Source organism: Azospirillum sp. CT11-132 (genome assembly GCF_047302835.1).
GTDB lineage: Bacteria > Pseudomonadota > Alphaproteobacteria > Azospirillales > Azospirillaceae > Azospirillum.
Map to the genome: position 1 here is coordinate 541,600 of NZ_JBGLZA010000003.1, position 17,078 is coordinate 558,677.

Below are 17,078 nucleotides of genomic sequence, written 5' to 3' on the forward strand. Positions count from 1 at the left end.
GGGGGGGAGAGGGCCTCTTCTCGGAGGGGGAAAACCCTTGTTGAGGGGAGAGACGCATTCCGTCGGCCTGCACGGCTTCGTCGCCGCGGGCTTTCGGCTGGTGCGGGCCACGGCGTTCCGGCTGGCGCTGCTCTATCTGGCGATGTTCGTCCTGTCGGTCGGGCTGATCCTCGGCGTCGTCTATCGCACCACGGCGGGCTTCCTCGAACAGGAGATCGGCGAGACCATCGCGCTGGAGGTCGCCGGCCTGCAGGACCATTACCGCAATTACGGACTGTCCGGGCTCATCGACGTGGTGCGGACGCGCAGCGCGGTCGCCAACAACAACTCCATCTATCTGCTGACCACGCCGGCCGGGACGATCCTGGCCGGCAACCTGTCGGGCTGGCCGGCGGCGGTGCCCAACGCCAGCGGCTGGACCCACTTCAAGGTCGCCGATTACGGCGGGGTCACCGACCGCCCGTCGACGGCGCAGGCCGTGACCTTCACGCTGCCGGGGCAGTTCCGCCTGCTGGTCGGCCGCGACATGAGCGAGATCGACCAGCTGCGCACCCGCATGTTCCGCTCGCTGGGCTGGATCCTGGGGTCCACCGCCCTGCTCGGGCTGGGGGGCGGGCTGCTGATGAGCCGCGGCGCCATGCGGCGGATCGAGGCGATCAACCGCACCACCCGCCAGATCATGAGCGGCGACCTGAGCGACCGCGTTCCCCGCTTCGGCGGCGGCGACGAGATGGACCGGCTGGCCGGCAACCTCAACGCCATGCTGGACCGCATCGAACGGCTGATGACCGGCATGCGGCAGGTGACCGACAGCGTCGCCCACGACCTGCGCACGCCGCTGACCCGCCTGCGCTCCCGCATCGAACTGGCGCTGCTGCACGAGACGGAGGACCCGGAAGTCTACCGCAGCGTCCTGCAGGATACCATCGTCGAGGCCGACCGGCTGCTCGCCACCTTCACCGCCCTGCTGTCGATTGCCGAGGCGGAATCGGGCGCCAAGCGCCAGGACTTCGTTCCGGTCGATCTGGCCGAGGTGGTCGAACTGGCCGCCGACCTCTACGAACCGGTGGCGGATGAGCGCGGGCAGCGCCTGTCAGTGGACATCCGCGGCAAGCCGACCGTCCGCGGCAACGGCCAGCTTCTGGCGCAGGCGGTGTCGAACCTGCTGGACAACGCCATCAAATACACGCCGGAGGGCGGCGTCATCATGCTGGTGCTCGACGGGCCGGCCCCCGGCCGCGCCGCCAGCATCGAGGTCGCCGACAGCGGCCCCGGCATCCCGGCGGAGATGCGCGACAAGGTCCTGCAGCGCTTCGTGCGGCTGGACACCGCCCGCGCTTCGCCCGGCAACGGGCTGGGGCTCAGTCTGGTGGACGCGGTGGCGACGCTGCACGGCGCCCGGCTGGAGCTGAGCGACAACGAGCCGGGGCTGAAGGTCACCCTGATCTTCCCGCCGGAAGCCCGGCGGTAAGGGCGGAACGTTCGGCTGCCCGGATGGCGGCCAAAAAAAAGCCCGCCGGGGGGCGGGCTCTTCAAGTGACATCAGCGAGAATGACTCCTTGGCGTCACATTTGATATGGGGCGGCGCCCGGCTGCTTCCATACCCATTTTCGGACTATCGCCGACGACCTAGCCTGTTGACTTTCCGCAACGTCGACGGTCTTTGCGCGTTCTCCCCGAAGGCCGTCCGTCAGGGCGGCGCCAAGTGCGGGAGTTTCGAAAGATGGCGATACCCAGCAGGCCCACCGCTCACCATGTCGCCAAGCCGGGCGGCGGGGCGACGCAGGACGAGCCGCCGGCGCGTGCCGGGCGCGGGGAACTGGCCGTCTTCACCTGGAAGGTGCTGATCGTCGCCGGGGTGGCGGCGCTGGGAATCTTCCTGTGGAAGGTGTCGGGCACGCTCCTGCTGATCTTCACCGGCGTTCTGTTCGCCATCCTGCTGCAGCGGCTGACCGGCTATGTGCGGCGGTGGACCGGGTTGGCCCACGGCTGGGCGCTGGCCATCGTGCTTCTGGTGCTGGTGGTTCTGGTCGGCGGCGGCGCCTGGCTGATGGGCACTTCGATGGCGGCGCAGTTCGACCAGCTGCGCGATCAGGTGGTCAAAGCCAGCGGACTGCTGCCGGACAGCTGGCGCGAGCGCATCGTGGAGCAGGGCAAGGAGTGGCCCTGGATGAACCAGCTCGGCAGCTTCGCCTCCACCCTCGTCTATATCGTCGGCGATGCGGTGGTGGTGATGTTCGCGGCGCTCTATCTGGCGGCATCGCCCGGCGTCTACCAGCGCGGCGTCGTCCTGCTGGTGCCGCCGCGCGGCCAGGAACGGGCCTGCGAGGTGATGGACGTGGTCGGCGACAGCCTGTGGAAATGGCTGATCGGACAGCTGGTGGCGATGGCCGCGGTCGGCACCCTGACGGTCGTCGGGTTGCTGCTGCTGGGGATTCCGTCAGCGCCGGCCCTGGGGCTGGTGGCGGCGCTGCTGGAGTTCATTCCGCTGATCGGCCCCTTCCTGGCGGCGGCGCCGGCGCTGATGATCGCCTTCGCCCAGTCGCCGCAGGACGCGCTGTGGGTCGCCGGGCTCTATCTGATCATCCAGCAGATCGAGGGCAACCTCGTCACCCCGCTGCTGCAGAAGCGGGTGGTCGATCTGCCGCCGGTGGTCACCATCGGCGCCATCGCCGCCGGCGGCGTGCTGTTCGGCATCCTCGGCATGTTCCTGGCGACGCCGATGGCGGTGGTCGCGCTGGTGATGGTCAACATGCTCTATATCGAGGACAAGCTGGGGCAGCCCCGGCACTTCCCCAGCGACAAATCGCAGGGGGACAAATCATAGGTCCACCGGTCCCGACCGGTCAGCCTTCCGCCGCCGGGGCGGCATTGGAACGGCGCGGATCGGCGGACCGCAGCGGCAGTTCCTTCAGGAACAGCGTCATGGCGAAGGAGACGACCGCCAGCGCCGCGGCCAGCAGGAACAGGGTGGCGAAGCCATGCTCCAGCGTCGCCACCACCCCGCTGCGGGCGGCCGGGGGCAGGGTGGCCAGGGCGGCGGCGCCATGGTCCAGAACCGAGCGGCCGGACAGGCCGGCGCCTTCCAGCCGGTCGGACACCACGGCGTTGAAGACGGCGCCGAACACCGCGACGCCGACCGACCCGCCGAGCGAGCGGAAGAAGCCGACCGACGCGGTGGCGGCGCCGAGGTCGCGTTGCTCCACCGCATTCTGCACGGCCACCGTCATCACCGGCATCACCAGCCCCAGCCCCATGCCCAGCGGCACCAGGATCAGCGTCGACCACAGCCCGTCCGCCGCCAGCTCCGGCAGGGTGCCGAGCAGCGCGTACATCGCGCCCGACAGAGCCAGCCCGGCCAGCGGGAAGACCTTGTAGCGGCCGGTCTTCGCGATCAGCCGTCCGCCGCCGACCGAGCCGAAGGTCATGCCGAGCACCAGCGGCAGAAGCAGCAGCCCCGACACGGTGGCGCTGGTCCCCTGCACCAGCTGCAGGTGCAGCGGCAGATAGACGATGCCGGCGAACAGCACCATCGCCGACACGGCGACCACCGGCGTCGCCACCGCCACCACCGGGCGGCGGAACAGGTGCAGCGGCAGGATCGGCTCCTCGATCCGCCGCTCGTGCCACAGGAAGACCACCAGCATGACGAGGCCGGCCGCCAGCAGGCCGAGCGCCGCCGGGCTGCCCCAGCCCATGGCTTCGCCGCGGGTGGCGACGATCAGCAGGCTGGTCACCGCACCGGTCAGCAGCGCCGCCCCGGCCAGATCGATGCGCGGCTTCGCCCGGCCGGCGGGCAGTCGCGACAGGGTGCTGCGCGTCATGGCGAACGCCGCGACGCCCAGCGGCAGGTTGATGAGGAAGATCCAGTGCCAGCCGATGGTCTCGGTGAAGATGCCGCCCAGCAGCGGCCCGGCGACGCTGGCCAGCGCGAAGACGCCGCCGATCATGCCCTGGTAGCGTCCGCGTTCACGCGGGGCGACCACGTCGCCGATGATGGTGAAGGCCAGCGACATCAGCCCGCCGCCGCCCAGACCCTGCAGGCCGCGGAACAGGATCAGCTGGGTCATGCTCTGCGCCATCGCGCACAGCAGCGAACCGGCCAGGAACAGCATGATCGCCGTCTGCAGCACCCGCTTGCGGCCATAGAGGTCCGACAGCTTGCCGTAGATCGGCGTCGTGGTGGTCGAGGTCAGCAGATAGGCGGTGACCACCCAGGGCAGCATTTCCAGCCCGCCGAACTGGCTGGCCATCGTCGGCAGCGCGGTGGCGACGATGGTCTGGTCCATCGCCGCCATCAGCATCGCCAGCGCCACCCCGCTGAACACCCGCAGGATTTCCTGGTGGGTGAAGACGGGATGGTCGGCGGCGGCTTGCGACGGGCTGGCGGCGGTCTCTGTCATGATCGGTCGTCTCGGACGTTGAGGTCTTTGAGCGGAAATATCCCCCTCTCCTTCCGGGGAGAGGGGATTTTCTGACTGCTTGGACTCACCGCTCCAGCGTCATCGCCGGCATGCGGGCCTGCACGCCGTCGGCCTGGGTGGCGGCGAGCAGGGGGCGCAGATGGGCCAGCAGCGGGCGCAGTTCCGATACCGCAGCCAGCGCGCCGACGAGTTCGCCCTTGCCGGACATCAGGTCCAGCAGCTGGTCGGTCATCGACTTCGGCGGCGGGTAGGGGGCCAGCGTCACCGGGGCGTCGGGCGACAGTCCGGCGGCGGTGCGGGCCAGGGTCAGCGCCTGCTCCTGCCCGCCGAGATCGTCGACGAGGCCGAGTTCGCGGGCCTGGGCGCCGGTCCAGACGCGCCCCTTGGCGACGCCGCGCGCCTGTTCGGGCGTCATGTGCCGCGCCTCGGCCACCCGTTGCAGGAAGTTGGCGTAGGTGTCGTCGATGATGGCGTTCAGCCGTTCGGTTTCGCTGTCGTCGAAGGGACGCAGCGGCGACCACATGCCGGCGTTGCGCCCACCCTGCACCCGGTCCCACTGGATGCCCAGCTTGTCGGAAAGGCCGCCGATGGCGAACTTGCCGGCGACGACGCCGATCGACCCGGTGATGGTGGCGGGGGAGGCGACGATGCGGTCGGCGGCGAGCGCGATCCAGTAGCCGCCCGACGCGGCGGTGTCGCCCATGCTGGCGACCACCGGCTTGCCGCTCTGCCGCGCCCGGACCAGCGCACGGCGGATCGCCTCGGACGCCGAGACGGCGCCGCCGCCGCTGTCGATGCGGAACAGGATGGCGCGCACGTCGGGATCGTCGGCGGCCTCCTCGATGGCGTCGACGATGGTCTCCGACCCGGCGGAGGTACCGCCCAGCGCCGGCTTGCCGCTCTCGCCGCCGGTGATGGTGCCGACGGCGTGGATCAGGGCGATGGTCGGCCCCTTGCCGTTCGGGCTGCCGGCGACCGACAGGTAATCGGCCGGCTCCATCGCCTCCGCCCCGGCGCCGGCCCGCTTCAGCGCCTCGTCGCGCGCCTCGTCGGCGTAGCCGAGCCGGTCGACGAACTTCTGGTCGAGCGCCTCCTTGCTCAGCAGCGGCGCCTTGTCGATGGCGGCCCTGACCATTGCGGGGGCGAGGCGCCGGCTCTTGGCGATGCCGTCGACCAGCTGGTTGCCGAGATCGGTGACCAGCGCCTCCATCATCTCGCGGTTGGCCGGGGTCATGCCGGACTTGGTGAAGGTCTCGGCGAAGCTCTTGTATTGCTCGCGCTGGGCGAAGTCCGGCTGCACGCCCAGCTGGTCGAGGGCGCCGCGCGCGAAGGGCAGCTCCGCCGACAGCCCGGTGATGCCGAGCGTGCCCATCGGCTGCAGCCAGACCTCGTCGAAGGCGCTGGCCAGCAGGTAGGAGCGGTTGCCCGCCCCGGCCCCGCCATATTCCTCGGCGAAGGCGACGGCGAAACGGCCCGACGCGCGGAACCGCTCGATGGCGGTCCGCAGCTCCTGCGTCTGGGCGAAGCCGATGCTGTCGTCGCCGAAGCGGGCCAGCACGCCCTTCACCCGCGGGTCGCGCCGGCCGCCGTCCAGCGCGTCCAGCACCTCGCGCAGGGTGGTGTGGTGTTCGAACAGGCTGCCGATCTTGCCGCTGTCGCTCTCCGCCAGCGGCTTGGTCAGGTCGAGGTCCAGCACCACCGCATCGGGCAGGGTGGGTTCATGACGCACCACCAGCACCGCCACCGTCACCGCGCCGGCCACCAGAAGCAGGCCGATGAGCGCGAACAGACGGACGAAGAAACGGACGATCGCCATGATTCCTACCCTGTGTGACCTCGACGAAGGCGATAAGCGGCCTTAACGATCCTGGCTGTGGTACTCGCGGTTCGGGATCATGTCCACCGCGGTCGCCAGACGGTTGGACATGTTGTAGAAGGCGGCCGTGTCGGCAATGTCGAAGATGTCCTCCGCGCTGAATCCGACGGCGCGCAGCGCCTCGCGGTCCGCCTCGCCCACCGACATCGGGTTCTCGGTCAGCTTCCAGGCGAAATCGAGCATGGCGCGCTGGCGCGGCTCCAGCGGGGCGACGCGGTAGTTGGCGACCAGCATCTCGCCCAGTTCCGGATCGCCGGACAGCTTGCGCACCGCCTGCCCATGGGCGACGAGGCAATAATAGCAATGGTTGGCCGAGGAGACGACGACGGCGATCATCTCACGCTCCAGCTTGCTGAGACCGCTCTCGCCCAGCATCAGCTCGTTGTAGAGCATGGCGAAGTTGCGCAGCTTCTTCGGCCGCAGGCTGTAGGCCTGGAGCACGTTGGGCACGAAACCCAGCTTCTCATTGCACTTGTCGAACAGGACCTGCATGTCGGGATCGAGGTCCGGCTTCTCCGGCAGGGGCAGGGCCATGACGTGATCGGGTTGCGGCATCGGGCGGTTCCTCTCCTGATTGATTGTTGGGCCTTCCGGCGGGGGGAGGGTAACCGCGGCGAACCGGTTTGTCTCCCGTTCCGCTTGCCGCTCGCCAATCGGGCGCGGTTGTGCCAGAAGTGGAATTTGAATGCGGCAAAATGGCCCGGTTGGCGAAGCAGAGGGCGATGACCCAGCCGAAGCTCGATCTTCTCTCGGTCCTGGTGGTGGAGGACAGCGGCTTCATCCGCTCGGTCCTGACCGCCACCCTGCGCGCCATCGGCATCGGCCGGGTGGAGGGGGTGGCGAGCGGTGCCGACGCCATCCGCTGGCTGGAGGAGCGCCGCGCGGCGCTGCCGCCGGGGACCGCCCCGGTCGACCTGATCCTGTCAGATCTGGTGATGCCCGAGGTGAACGGGCTGATGCTGCTGCGCTGGATCCGCTACAGCCCGAAGAGCCCGGACAAGTTCCTGCCGGTGCTGATGCTGTCGGGGGCCGCCGACCGCCAGTATGTGGAGCAGGCACGCGATCTCGGCGCCACCGACTTCATCGCCAAGCCCTTCTCCGCCCAGACCATCGCCAGCCGGCTGCTGTTCGCCATCGCCCGGCCGCGCCGCTTCGTTCTGGCCAAGGGTTATTTCGGTCCCGACCGCCGCCGCGCCGACAAGCCGGTCGCCATGGACTGCCGGACCACCGCACCGTCGGAGATCCTGGTGGTGCACAGCGCGTCGAAGGCGCGCGGCATCGACCGCTTCCCCGTCATCTATTTCGACCTGCCCAACCGTCTGGGCGCCAAGGTCGGCCTCGCCCCGCGCGATCCGGTGCCGACCCTGCCGCCGGAGGTGCTGGCCGCCGCGGAGGAGGAAATCCTGAACCGCGCCGGCGATTATGCCGTGTGGATCGGCTCGGAGGTGGAGGAGATGGGCCGCCGCGTCGACCGCCTGCCGCGCGAGCCGGAGTCGGTGCCCGGCCTGCTGGCCCAGGTCAACCGTTCCGCCCACGAGATGCGCGGGCAGGGCGGCATCTTCGGCTATCCCCTGATCACCCACATCGCCAAGTCGCTCTACGAGGCCACCCGCAGCGGCCTGACCACGGTGACCGCCAACGAACATCTGCTGTTCAAGGCCCATGTCGACGCGATCAAGGCGGTGATGACCGGCCGCGTCAGCGGCGACGGCGGGGCGACCGGTCAGCAGCTGTTGGCGTCGCTGGAGGTGGCGAAGCGGAAATACGCGAAGGCGACCGGGGTGGGGTGAGGGTCGGCTTTGAAGTATGAGTGAGGGCGATGCTTGCCCCCACCCCAACCCTCCCCCGCTGGGCGGGGGAGGGGACCAGTGCTTGGGCGGGAGAGCGGCGGCAGTCCCTCCCCCGCCCAGCGGGGGAGGTTAGGTGGGGGCATCCGGAGCCAAAGCTTCGCCCCGTCACGCCGCCCGGATCTTCCCGATGAAGTCGGCCACGTCGCTGCGCAGGCCGTCGGCGTTCTGCTTCAGCGCATCGGCCATCCACAGCACCTCCTTCGCCATGGCGCCGGCGCGACCGGCTTCGGTGCCGACCAGCGACGCGTTGTGGGAGACCTGATCGGTGCCGTCGGCGGCCTGACGGACGTTGCGGCCGATCTCCGCGGTGGCGGCGTTCTGTTCCTCCACGGCGGCGGCGACGGCGGAAATGTTCTCCTCGATGTGGGTGACGATGGTGCCGATGCCGCCGATGGCGCGGACGGTGTGGTCGGTCGCCAATTGGATTTCCGCGACCTTGGCGGTGATGTCCTCCGTCGCCTTGGCGGTCTGGCTGGCGAGCTGCTTCACCTCCTGCGCCACCACGGCGAAGCCCTTGCCGGCCTCGCCCGCGCGGGCGGCCTCGATGGTGGCGTTGAGGGCCAGCAGGTTGGTCTGGCTGGCGATGTCGGTGATCATCCGCACGATATCGCCCACCTGCTGGGCGGCGCCGCTGAGGTCGGCGATGATGCCGGCGGTGCGGCGGACGTCGGTGACCGCCCGTTCGGCCATCTCGGTCGAGCCCGTCATCTGCCGGCCGATCTCCGAGATGGACGCGGTCAGCTCCTCGGTCGCCGCGGCCACCGCCTGGACATTCTCGGAGGCGCCTTCGGACGCGCGGGCAACCGACAGCACATGGTTTTCGGTTTGCGACGCGATGCTGCTCATCTGCTCGGCATTGCCGCGCAGGCCGCTGGCGGCGCCCGCCAGCTGTTCGGCAACCGCCTCGATGTGACGGTCGAACTCCGCCACCAGCCGTTCCAGCCGCTCGGCCTCACGCAGGCGATCCTCCTGGTGCCGCCGCTGTTCGGCGGCGAGCCGGTCGGCTTCGGCGAGGCCGAGGCGGAAATGATCCAGGCTGCGGGCCATGGCGCCCAGTTCATCGGCGCGTTCGGCGCCATGGATGGCCAGTTCGCGCTCCCCGGCCTGCATCCGCGCCATATCGGCGTTCAGGCGGGCGATCGGCCGGGTGATGTTGCGGGCGACCAGCACGGCGATCACGGTCATCATCGCCAGCAGGACCGTCAAGCCGACGACCATGCCGGTCAGCCGGTTCATCGCGTCCTGCGCGTCGCGGTTGGCAAGCGCGATCAGGTCGTCGGCCACGCGAATCTCGACGCTGCGCAGCATGTCGATGTTGGCGGTGATGGTGTCGAACCACTTTCCGGCGTCGACACCCTGGTTGCCGGCGCCGTAGGCGGAGGCGACGCCGATCCGCCGCATCCGCTCCACCTCCGCAATGGCTGGCCCGGCAACGGTCTGGTCGTGGTAGCGGGCCTGCTCAGGCGTCAGTTTCCCCATCAGGCCGCCCATCAGCGCCTTGTACTCGCCCGACAGTTCGATGAAGCGCTCATGCGTGTCGGCGGGGAAGCGGTCCTTGCGGAAGGCCCCGCCGCCGACGGCGCGCTGCTGGCCCAGCCGCTCCTTCGCCTCCGAAAGGGAGACCATGGCGTCGGCGGCGCGCAGCTGGTCGCTGTCGGCGGACAGGTTGCGCGCCTGCCCGGAGGCATCCAGCAGCTTGCGGATCAGGGCGCTGTAGCTCGCCACCACCTCCATGGAGGATTGGGCGGTGCCGTCCACCCCGGACCGCAGCCGCGACAGCTGCGACAGTGCGTCGCGGGCGCCGGCCATCGCGTCGGCGACATGGGGGTCACGGATGCGGGCCTCGGCGAATTGCCGGGTCAGATCGGACAGTTTCGCGTCGGCCGCGCTTCGAACCGTCTCCATGCGGCGGCGGTCGTCATCGCGCTTGCCGCTGATGAAGATGGAGGAGGCTCCGCGTTCCTTCTGCAATTCATGCACGACGCTGGTCATTCCGACCGAAAGGCGGGTGACGGAGGCGAGATCGGCGGCCCGGCGGCTGGTGTCGACCTGTTCCCACACCAGCAACGACGACAGGACGACCACGCCGCCCATCGGAACCGACAGGGCGAGCGCCATCTTCCGTGAGAAACGCATGTTCCCGAGCAGGCCATCGGCGATCTTCAGAAGCGCTACCATCTCACATCTCCAGCAAACGGAACCATCGCAGCCCGGCGCGATCACTCAGGTTCAGGACTGTATGAAAGCTAATGAGTTAAGACACAGTTAGGTTTAACCATGACGTCGCTAGGGAGATTGTTAAGTCACTCTATTAGCAGCGCCCCCAAGCTCATTGCGGCCAAAGCGCCGGGTGGAAAGGCCCGGCAACGAAATTTGCCTCGCTTCCGTCGCGTCGGGGCGGTAGAACGTCAGTCCCGGTCCGCAGGTCTCTTGGGTTCGTGGCGTGACCGGAGCGGTCTTCCGGAGCGTCCATGTCGAACAACGAATTCCATCGCATCAAGCGCCTGCCGCCCTACGTCTTCGCCGAAGTGAACGCGATGAAGGCGCGAGCTAGGGCCAACGGCGCCGACATCATCGACCTCGGCATGGGCAACCCCGACCAGGCGACCCCGCAGCACATCGTCGACAAGCTGGTCGAGGCCGTGCGCGATCCGAAGACGCACCGCTACTCGAACTCCCGCGGCATCCCCGGCCTGCGCAAGGCCCATGCCGCCTATTACAAGCGCCGCTTCAACGTCGATGTCGATCCGGAGACGGAGTGCATCGTCACCATCGGCTCGAAGGAAGGTCTGGCGAACCTCGCCCAGGCGATCACCAGCCCGGGCGACATCATCCTGGTGCCGAACCCCAGCTATCCGATCCATCCGTTCGGCTTCATCCTGGCCGGCGCCTCCGTGCGCCATCTGCCGGTCGGCATGGAGAACGGGGCGTCGACCGACATCGACAGCTTCATGATCATGCTGGAGCGCGCCGTGCGCCACAGCGTGCCGAAGCCGCTGGCCCTGGTGCTGAACTACCCGTCGAACCCGACGGCCGAGGTGGTCGGGCTGGACTTCTACCGCCCGATCGTCGAGTTCTGCCGCAAGCACGGCATCTACATCCTGTCCGATCTGGCCTATGCCGAGATCTTCTTCGACAACGACCCGCCGCCCTCGATCCTCGAGATCCCGGAAGCGCGCGAGATCGCGGTCGAGTTCACCTCGATGTCGAAGACCTATTCGATGGCCGGCTGGCGCATCGGCTTCGCCACCGGCAACAAGACGCTGATCACCGCGCTGGCCCGCATCAAGTCCTATCTGGACTACGGCGCCTTCACGCCGATCCAGGTCGCCGCCGCCGCCGCGCTGAACGGTCCGCAGGACTGCGTGCAGCAGGTCCGCGACATGTACAAGCAGCGCCGCGACGTGATGATCGAGGGTCTGGCCGCCGCCGGCTGGGAAGTCCCGAGCCCGAAGGCGTCGATGTTCGCCTGGGCGCCGATCCCGCCGCAATTCGCCCATCTCGGCTCGCTGGAATTCTCCAAGCTGCTGCTGCAGCAGGCGGAGGTCGCGGTGGCGCCCGGCATCGGCTTCGGCGAATACGGCGACGGCCATGTCCGTCTGGCGATGGTGGAGAATGTCCACCGCATCCGTCAGGCGACCCGCAACATCAAGGAGTTCTTCCGTTCCAACGCCGGCGGCGTTGCGGCGAGCAAGGACCCGGTGGCCCGCGCCGCCCTTCTGGAATCCGAGAAAGCGAAAGCCTGATGTCCGACGCCCGGCAAGCCCCCCTGAAAATCGCCGTCGCCGGCCTTGGTACGGTCGGCGCCGGTGTCCTGAAGCTGCTGGACACCCAAGCCTCGCTGATCGAACAGCGCTGCGGCCGCCGGATCGAGGTGGTCGCGGTCAGCGCGCGCTCCAAGGGCAAGGACCGCGGCGTCGACCTGTCCCGCGTGCAGTGGTTCGACGATCCGGTCGCGATGGCCGCGCAATCCGGCGCCGATCTGGTGGTGGAGCTGATCGGCGGGTCGGAAGGCCCGGCGCGCGACACCGTCGCCACGGCGCTGGAGACCGGCAAGCATGTGGTCACCGCCAACAAGGCGCTGCTGGCCGTCCACGGCACCGAGATCGCCCAGAAGGCCGAGTCCCGCGGCCTGACCGTCGCCTTCGAGGCGGCGGTGGCCGGCGGCATCCCGATCATCAAGGGGCTGCGCGAGGGTCTGGCCGCCAATTCCGTGTCGGAAATCCACGGCATCCTGAACGGCACCTGCAACTACATCCTGACGGAGATGCGGACCACCGGCCGCGATTTCGCCGATGTGCTGGCCGATGCCCAGGCGCTTGGCTATGCCGAGGCCGATCCCAGCTTCGACATCGACGGCGTCGATGCCGCGCACAAGCTGGCGATCCTGGCCTCCGTCGCCTTCGGCACGCCGGTCGATTTCCCGTCGGTCTATATCGAGGGCATCCGGCAGGTCTCGGCGGTCGATTTCGACTATGCCGACCAGTTGGGCTTCCGCATCAAGCTGCTGGGCATCGCCCGGCGCACCGACACGGGCGTCGAGCAGCGCGTGCATCCCTGCATGGTGCCGAAGAATGCGCCGATCGCATCGGTGGACGGCGTGTTCAACGCCGTGGTGGCCCAGGCCGATTTCGCCGACCGCGTGCTGTTCGTCGGCCGCGGCGCCGGTGCCGGCCCGACCGCGTCGGCGGTGGTCGCCGACCTGATCGACATCGCCCGCGGGCGGTCTACCCCCACCTTCGGCGTTCCGGCCGATCGGCTGGGCGCGGCAACCCCGTCGCCGATGGAATCGCGCCGCGGGTCGTACTACGTCCGCCTGATGGTCGTGGACCGTCCCGGTGTGATAGCGGATATCGCAGCGGCGATGCGCGACCAGAACGTCTCCATGGAGCAGTTCCTGCAGCGCGGCCGTTCGCCGGACGAAGGCGTTCCGGTGGTTCTCACCACCCATGACACCGACGAGGCGGCCATGCAGCGCGCGCTTGCGACCATCGCGGCCAGCGACAACGTGCTGGAGCCGCCGCGGATGATCCGGATCGAACAGTTCTGAGAGCAGAGCCCTTTCCCGAACAGGACAGTCCTGACCTGCCCCGTTTCCCACAATAACCAAATTCAGCCTGATACGACCGAAGAGTCGGGGGGAGCACACGATGTCTACGCCGTCTACGCATGTCGATCTGTCCCATATGGACCGCAACCTCGCGCTGGAGGCCGTCCGCGTGACCGAGGCCGCCGCCCTGTCGGCCTCGCTGCTGATGGGCCGTGGCGACGAGAAGCTGGCCGACCAGGCCGCGGTCGACGCCATGCGCCAGGCTCTCAACACGCTCTACATCGACGGCACCGTCGTCATCGGCGAGGGTGAGCGCGACGAAGCCCCGATGCTCTACATCGGCGAGAAGGTCGGTGCCGGCATCGGTTCCGGTCCGAAGGTCGACATCGCGCTCGACCCGCTGGAAGGCACCACCATCTGCGCCACCGGCGGCCCGAACTCGCTGGCCGTGATCGCCATGGCGGAGGAGGGCGGCTTCCTGAACGCCCCCGACGTCTACATGGACAAGATCGCCGTCGGCGCCGGCCTGCCGGACAACATCGTCGACCTGGACGAGACCCCGGCCAACAACCTGAAGGCGCTGGCCGCCGCCAAGGGCACCGAGGTGCAGGAGCTGCTGGTCTGCATCCTGAACCGTCCGCGCCATGCCGAGCTGATCGCCCGCGTCCGTGAAGCCGGCGCCCGCATCATGCTGATCAACGACGGCGACGTGTCGGGTGTCATCGCCACCAGCCAGGCCGGCACCGGCGTCGACATGTATGTCGGCTCCGGCGGTGCGCCGGAAGGCGTGCTAGCTGCCGCGGCCCTGCGCTGCATCGGCGGTCAGTTCCAGGGCCGTCTGCTGTTCCGCAACGACGACGAGAAGGCCCGCGCCGCCAAGTGGGGCGTCACCGACCTCGACAAGAAGTACAGCCTGCATGAGCTGGCGCGCGGCAACGTCATGTTCGCCGCCACCGGCGTGACCGATGGCGCCATGCTGAAGGGCGTCCGCCGCTTCCCGGGCGGCGCCTACACCCACTCGGTCATCATGCGCTCCAAGTCGGGCACGGTCCGCTACATCGAGGCGCACCACAACCTGTCGCGCAAAGTCAGCGTGAAGTAAGCGGACCGGCGGCCAAGCCACTGTTCCGAAAGGCGCGCGGGGGGGAGACCTCCCGCGCGTTTTTTTATGCCCGCGTTGATATGCCCACGAATGTTCTATCGAATTCCCGCAGGTCTGCCGACGCGGGGCCGCAGAGGGTCGGCCATTGATTTCGCGGGTGCGAAAGGCAAAATAGGCTCATGTAATCAGCGCCAAACGCAGGAGATCATCATGGCCTACTCTTCGATGCAGTCTTCGTCCGGTGAATTGTTTGCCGCCGGAACAAAGGAAAATACCCTCTTTCAACGTGTCGTTCATTGGGTCCGCGAACGGATTGAACTTCACCGTGCGGAAGATGAGCTGAACCATATGTCCGACGCCGAACTGTCCGACATCGGACTGACCCGCGGCGAGATCCATATGGCGGTCCGCCGGGGGTTCTGAGGGCCGGTCTCTCGAAAGGTTTGCCCACGACGCTTGGCGCAGGACCGCTTATCGAGTCCCGAATGCGGAAAGCCCCGGAAAAATGCCGGGGCTTTCGCATATGAACCACCATTAACCTTTTCTTCATGGACCCTGCCCATGCGGCACATATGCCTGGGAGGGGTTGCGCGCTGCAGCATGATTATGGTTAATGCAGTTTAACATTATCCCCGGTTCTGTTCGAAAATGGAAACGGGGCGCCTTCGGGAACCCCATCATCCTCCGTGAGAGCCGTGGTCGAAGCATGAGTCTCATTCATCGCCTTCAGTCGCTGGAAGCGGAGCGCGATGCCGCCCGGGAGGAAGCCGAGCGCGCGAATCTCGCGAAATCGAAGTTCCTCGCCGCCGCCAGCCACGATCTCCGCCAGCCGCTCCAGGCCCTGTTCTTCCTGTCCGCCGCACTCGCCCGCCATGTCGGCGACCACAACGGTCGCGATCTGCTGTCCCGGCTCGACCAGGGGCTGGACACCATGAAGGGCCTGCTCGACGGGCTGCTGGAGGTGTCGCGGCTGGAAGCGGGCGTGGTGACGCCTGTGCTGGACACTTTCGAGATCGGCGAGATCACCGATGCGCTCGACGCCGCCTATGGCGAGCAGGCGACCGCCAAGGGGCTGGTCTGGCGGGTGGAGAGCTGCGAGGCGGTCCTGCGCAGCGACCGCGGCCTGCTGATGCAACTGCTGCGCAATCTGGTCGACAACGCCCTGCGCTACACCGAGGCCGGCGCGATCCGCATCCGCTGCCGCATCGACGCCGCGCCGGGCGGCGACCGGCTGGCGATCGAGGTGCAGGACACCGGCATCGGCATCCCGCCCGAACATCTCGACCGCATCTTCGACGAGTTCCATCAGGTCAGCAATCCGGAGCGCGACCGGCTGCGCGGGCTGGGGCTGGGGCTCGCCATCGTGCGGCGGCTGTCGCAACTGCTCGACCATCCCGTCGAGGTCCGGTCGGTGCACGGTCAGGGATCGGCCTTCCGCGTCCTGGTGCCGCTGGCCCCGGCCCGCTTCCTGGCCGGACGGCCGGGTGGTCCGGAACGGCCGCCGGCCATCGACCGGCCGCGGCTGGCGGTTCTGGTCGATGACGACGCGGTGGTGCTGCTGGGCTTGCAGTCGGTGCTGACCGAATGGGGTTTCCGCGTCGTCGCCGCCGACAGCGCCGACCGGGCGATGGACCGGCTGGAGTCGCTGGGGCGCGTGCCGGACATCGTCATCGCCGATTACCGTCTGCGCGAAGGGCGTGTCGGCACCGAGGTGATCCGCCGCGTGCGCGCACATTATGGGGCCGAGGTTCCCGCTCTGATTCTGACCGGCGAGACAGGCGCCGATACCCTGGCCGATGCCTCCGCCCACGGCGTCGCCGTCCTGCACAAGCCGGTGACTCCGCGCCAGCTTCAGGCCGAGGTCGACCGCCAGCTGCGGATCAGGCGCGGCAGCGGCCTGGCGGAAGCGGCGCAGTAAATCGCAGCGCCGGGCCGATCGCCGCTTTTCTCCTTTAAATCAGCGCGCCTTGCCGAACATCGTCCTGCGGCTCCCCGACCGGGGCGGCGTCGCCGTGGCCATTGCCGTCGAGCGCGGCGCGGCCGGTCTCGGTCAGGCGGCAGACCAGCCAGTCGGGCTTCAGCGGATTGTCGAACCAGCGCTCCGCCCAACCGGCCTTCAGGCAGGCCTCCACCGTCACCTTCTTCACCCGCTGGCCGCGCTCGTCGAACAGCGGCAGCTTGCCGCCCGGCTGGTCCACTCCGCGGCGCAGCCACGCCCCCTGGACGTCGGACGGGGTGCTGCGGGACGACGAACGGCGGGACTTGGCCATGGGACGGGCTGCTCTTGCGGATACGGGATCGGACAGGGGATTGCCGGCCCCCATGGGGGCTGTGGCAAAGTGCGGGCATCCTACGCGAAAGCGCGGCACAGGTGCATCGAAAAGGAGGGGGCTTTCCCCATGCCGGAAACCAGCCCAGCGACCCGCCCGGAAACCCGTAACGACGATCTGGTCTTCGCCTATATCACCGCCGGTTCGAAGGAGGAGGCCCTGCGCATTGGCCGCAGTCTGGTGGAGGAGCGGCTGGCCGCCTGCGCCAACGTGCTGGACGGCATGACCTCCGTCTATCGCTGGAACGGTGCGGTGGAGCAGGCCGACGAGGCGGTGCTGATCGCCAAGACCCGATCCTCCCTGTTCGACCGCCTGACCGCCCGCGTGCGCGAGCTGCACAGCTACGACACCCCCTGCGTCGTCGAACTGGCGCTGGGGCGCGGCAACCCGGCCTATCTGGACTGGCTGCGGGCGGAGACGGCGTAAAGGCTGAATTGCCGCCATGC

At 68.6% G+C, this 17,078-nt stretch carries 14 protein-coding genes; 9 read left to right on the forward strand and 5 right to left on the reverse strand.

Features of this window, described 5'->3' with window-relative positions:
* The first annotated feature begins 40 nt into the window (after positions 1-40).
* Positions 41-1,471, forward strand: a complete 1,431-nt coding sequence (locus tag ACCD06_RS08340; protein ID WP_413340002.1) for an ATP-binding protein — start codon at positions 41-43, stop codon at positions 1,469-1,471.
* Between the two features lie 252 nt (positions 1,472-1,723).
* Complete coding sequence (locus tag ACCD06_RS08345) at positions 1,724-2,827, forward strand: AI-2E family transporter (RefSeq protein WP_413340004.1); 1,104 nt, start codon at positions 1,724-1,726, stop codon at positions 2,825-2,827.
* A gap of 19 nt (positions 2,828-2,846) precedes the next feature.
* Here the strand turns inward: ACCD06_RS08345 and ACCD06_RS08350 are convergent, their stop codons facing one another.
* The 3 genes from ACCD06_RS08350 to ACCD06_RS08360 all read right to left on the reverse strand — a co-directional run bounded on the left by ACCD06_RS08350 (position 2,847) and on the right by ACCD06_RS08360 (position 6,855).
* A complete protein-coding gene (locus tag ACCD06_RS08350; RefSeq protein WP_413340006.1) occupies positions 2,847-4,403 on the reverse strand; it encodes an MDR family MFS transporter in 1,557 nt (518 codons plus the stop codon).
* Positions 4,404-4,488: 85 nt separating this feature from the next.
* Complete coding sequence (gene sppA / locus ACCD06_RS08355) at positions 4,489-6,240, reverse strand: signal peptide peptidase SppA (RefSeq protein WP_413340008.1); 1,752 nt, start codon at positions 6,238-6,240, stop codon at positions 4,489-4,491.
* A gap of 42 nt (positions 6,241-6,282) precedes the next feature.
* Positions 6,283-6,855 carry a peroxidase-related enzyme gene (locus ACCD06_RS08360; RefSeq protein ID WP_109074497.1) on the reverse strand — a complete coding sequence of 191 codons (573 nt, stop codon included), beginning with the start codon at positions 6,853-6,855 and terminating at the stop codon, positions 6,283-6,285.
* A 167-nt stretch (positions 6,856-7,022) separates the two neighbouring features.
* Between ACCD06_RS08360 and ACCD06_RS08365 the strand changes: the two genes are divergently transcribed.
* Positions 7,023-8,090, forward strand: coding sequence for a response regulator (locus ACCD06_RS08365; RefSeq protein WP_109074496.1), 1,068 nt, complete (start codon positions 7,023-7,025; stop codon positions 8,088-8,090).
* Between the two features lie 165 nt (positions 8,091-8,255).
* Here the strand turns inward: ACCD06_RS08365 and ACCD06_RS08370 are convergent, their stop codons facing one another.
* The gene (locus tag ACCD06_RS08370; RefSeq protein WP_413340011.1) at positions 8,256-10,328 is read right to left on the reverse strand and encodes a methyl-accepting chemotaxis protein; all 2,073 of its coding nucleotides are present in this window, start codon (positions 10,326-10,328) and stop codon (positions 8,256-8,258) included.
* A 293-nt stretch (positions 10,329-10,621) separates the two neighbouring features.
* Between ACCD06_RS08370 and ACCD06_RS08375 the strand changes: the two genes are divergently transcribed.
* The 5 genes from ACCD06_RS08375 (at position 10,622) to ACCD06_RS08395 (ending at position 16,220) form a co-directional block, all read left to right on the forward strand.
* Positions 10,622-11,896, forward strand: coding sequence for an LL-diaminopimelate aminotransferase (locus ACCD06_RS08375; RefSeq protein ID WP_109151472.1), 1,275 nt, complete (start codon positions 10,622-10,624; stop codon positions 11,894-11,896).
* Positions 11,896-13,200 carry a homoserine dehydrogenase gene (locus ACCD06_RS08380; protein ID WP_413340013.1) on the forward strand — a complete coding sequence of 435 codons (1,305 nt, stop codon included), beginning with the start codon at positions 11,896-11,898 and terminating at the stop codon, positions 13,198-13,200. Before ACCD06_RS08375 ends, ACCD06_RS08380 begins: the two co-directional genes overlap by 1 nt.
* Positions 13,201-13,300: 100 nt before the next feature.
* The gene (gene glpX / locus ACCD06_RS08385; protein ID WP_174757304.1) at positions 13,301-14,302 is read left to right on the forward strand and encodes a class II fructose-bisphosphatase; all 1,002 of its coding nucleotides are present in this window, start codon (positions 13,301-13,303) and stop codon (positions 14,300-14,302) included.
* A gap of 210 nt (positions 14,303-14,512) precedes the next feature.
* Entirely contained in the window at positions 14,513-14,725 is a 213-nt protein-coding gene (locus tag ACCD06_RS08390) for a DUF1127 domain-containing protein (RefSeq protein ID WP_158281976.1), read from the forward strand.
* A gap of 283 nt (positions 14,726-15,008) precedes the next feature.
* Positions 15,009-16,220 carry an ATP-binding protein gene (locus ACCD06_RS08395; RefSeq protein WP_413340016.1) on the forward strand — a complete coding sequence of 404 codons (1,212 nt, stop codon included), beginning with the start codon at positions 15,009-15,011 and terminating at the stop codon, positions 16,218-16,220.
* Between the two features lie 34 nt (positions 16,221-16,254).
* On the opposite strand, the gene ACCD06_RS08400 is transcribed toward ACCD06_RS08395, so the two are convergent.
* Complete coding sequence (locus ACCD06_RS08400) at positions 16,255-16,572, reverse strand: hypothetical protein (protein WP_413340018.1); 318 nt, start codon at positions 16,570-16,572, stop codon at positions 16,255-16,257.
* A 129-nt stretch (positions 16,573-16,701) separates the two neighbouring features.
* On the opposite strand from ACCD06_RS08400, the gene cutA reads away from it, so the two are divergent.
* A complete protein-coding gene (gene cutA / locus ACCD06_RS08405; protein ID WP_413340020.1) occupies positions 16,702-17,058 on the forward strand; it encodes a divalent-cation tolerance protein CutA in 357 nt (118 codons plus the stop codon).
* Positions 17,059-17,078: the final 20 nt, after the last annotated feature.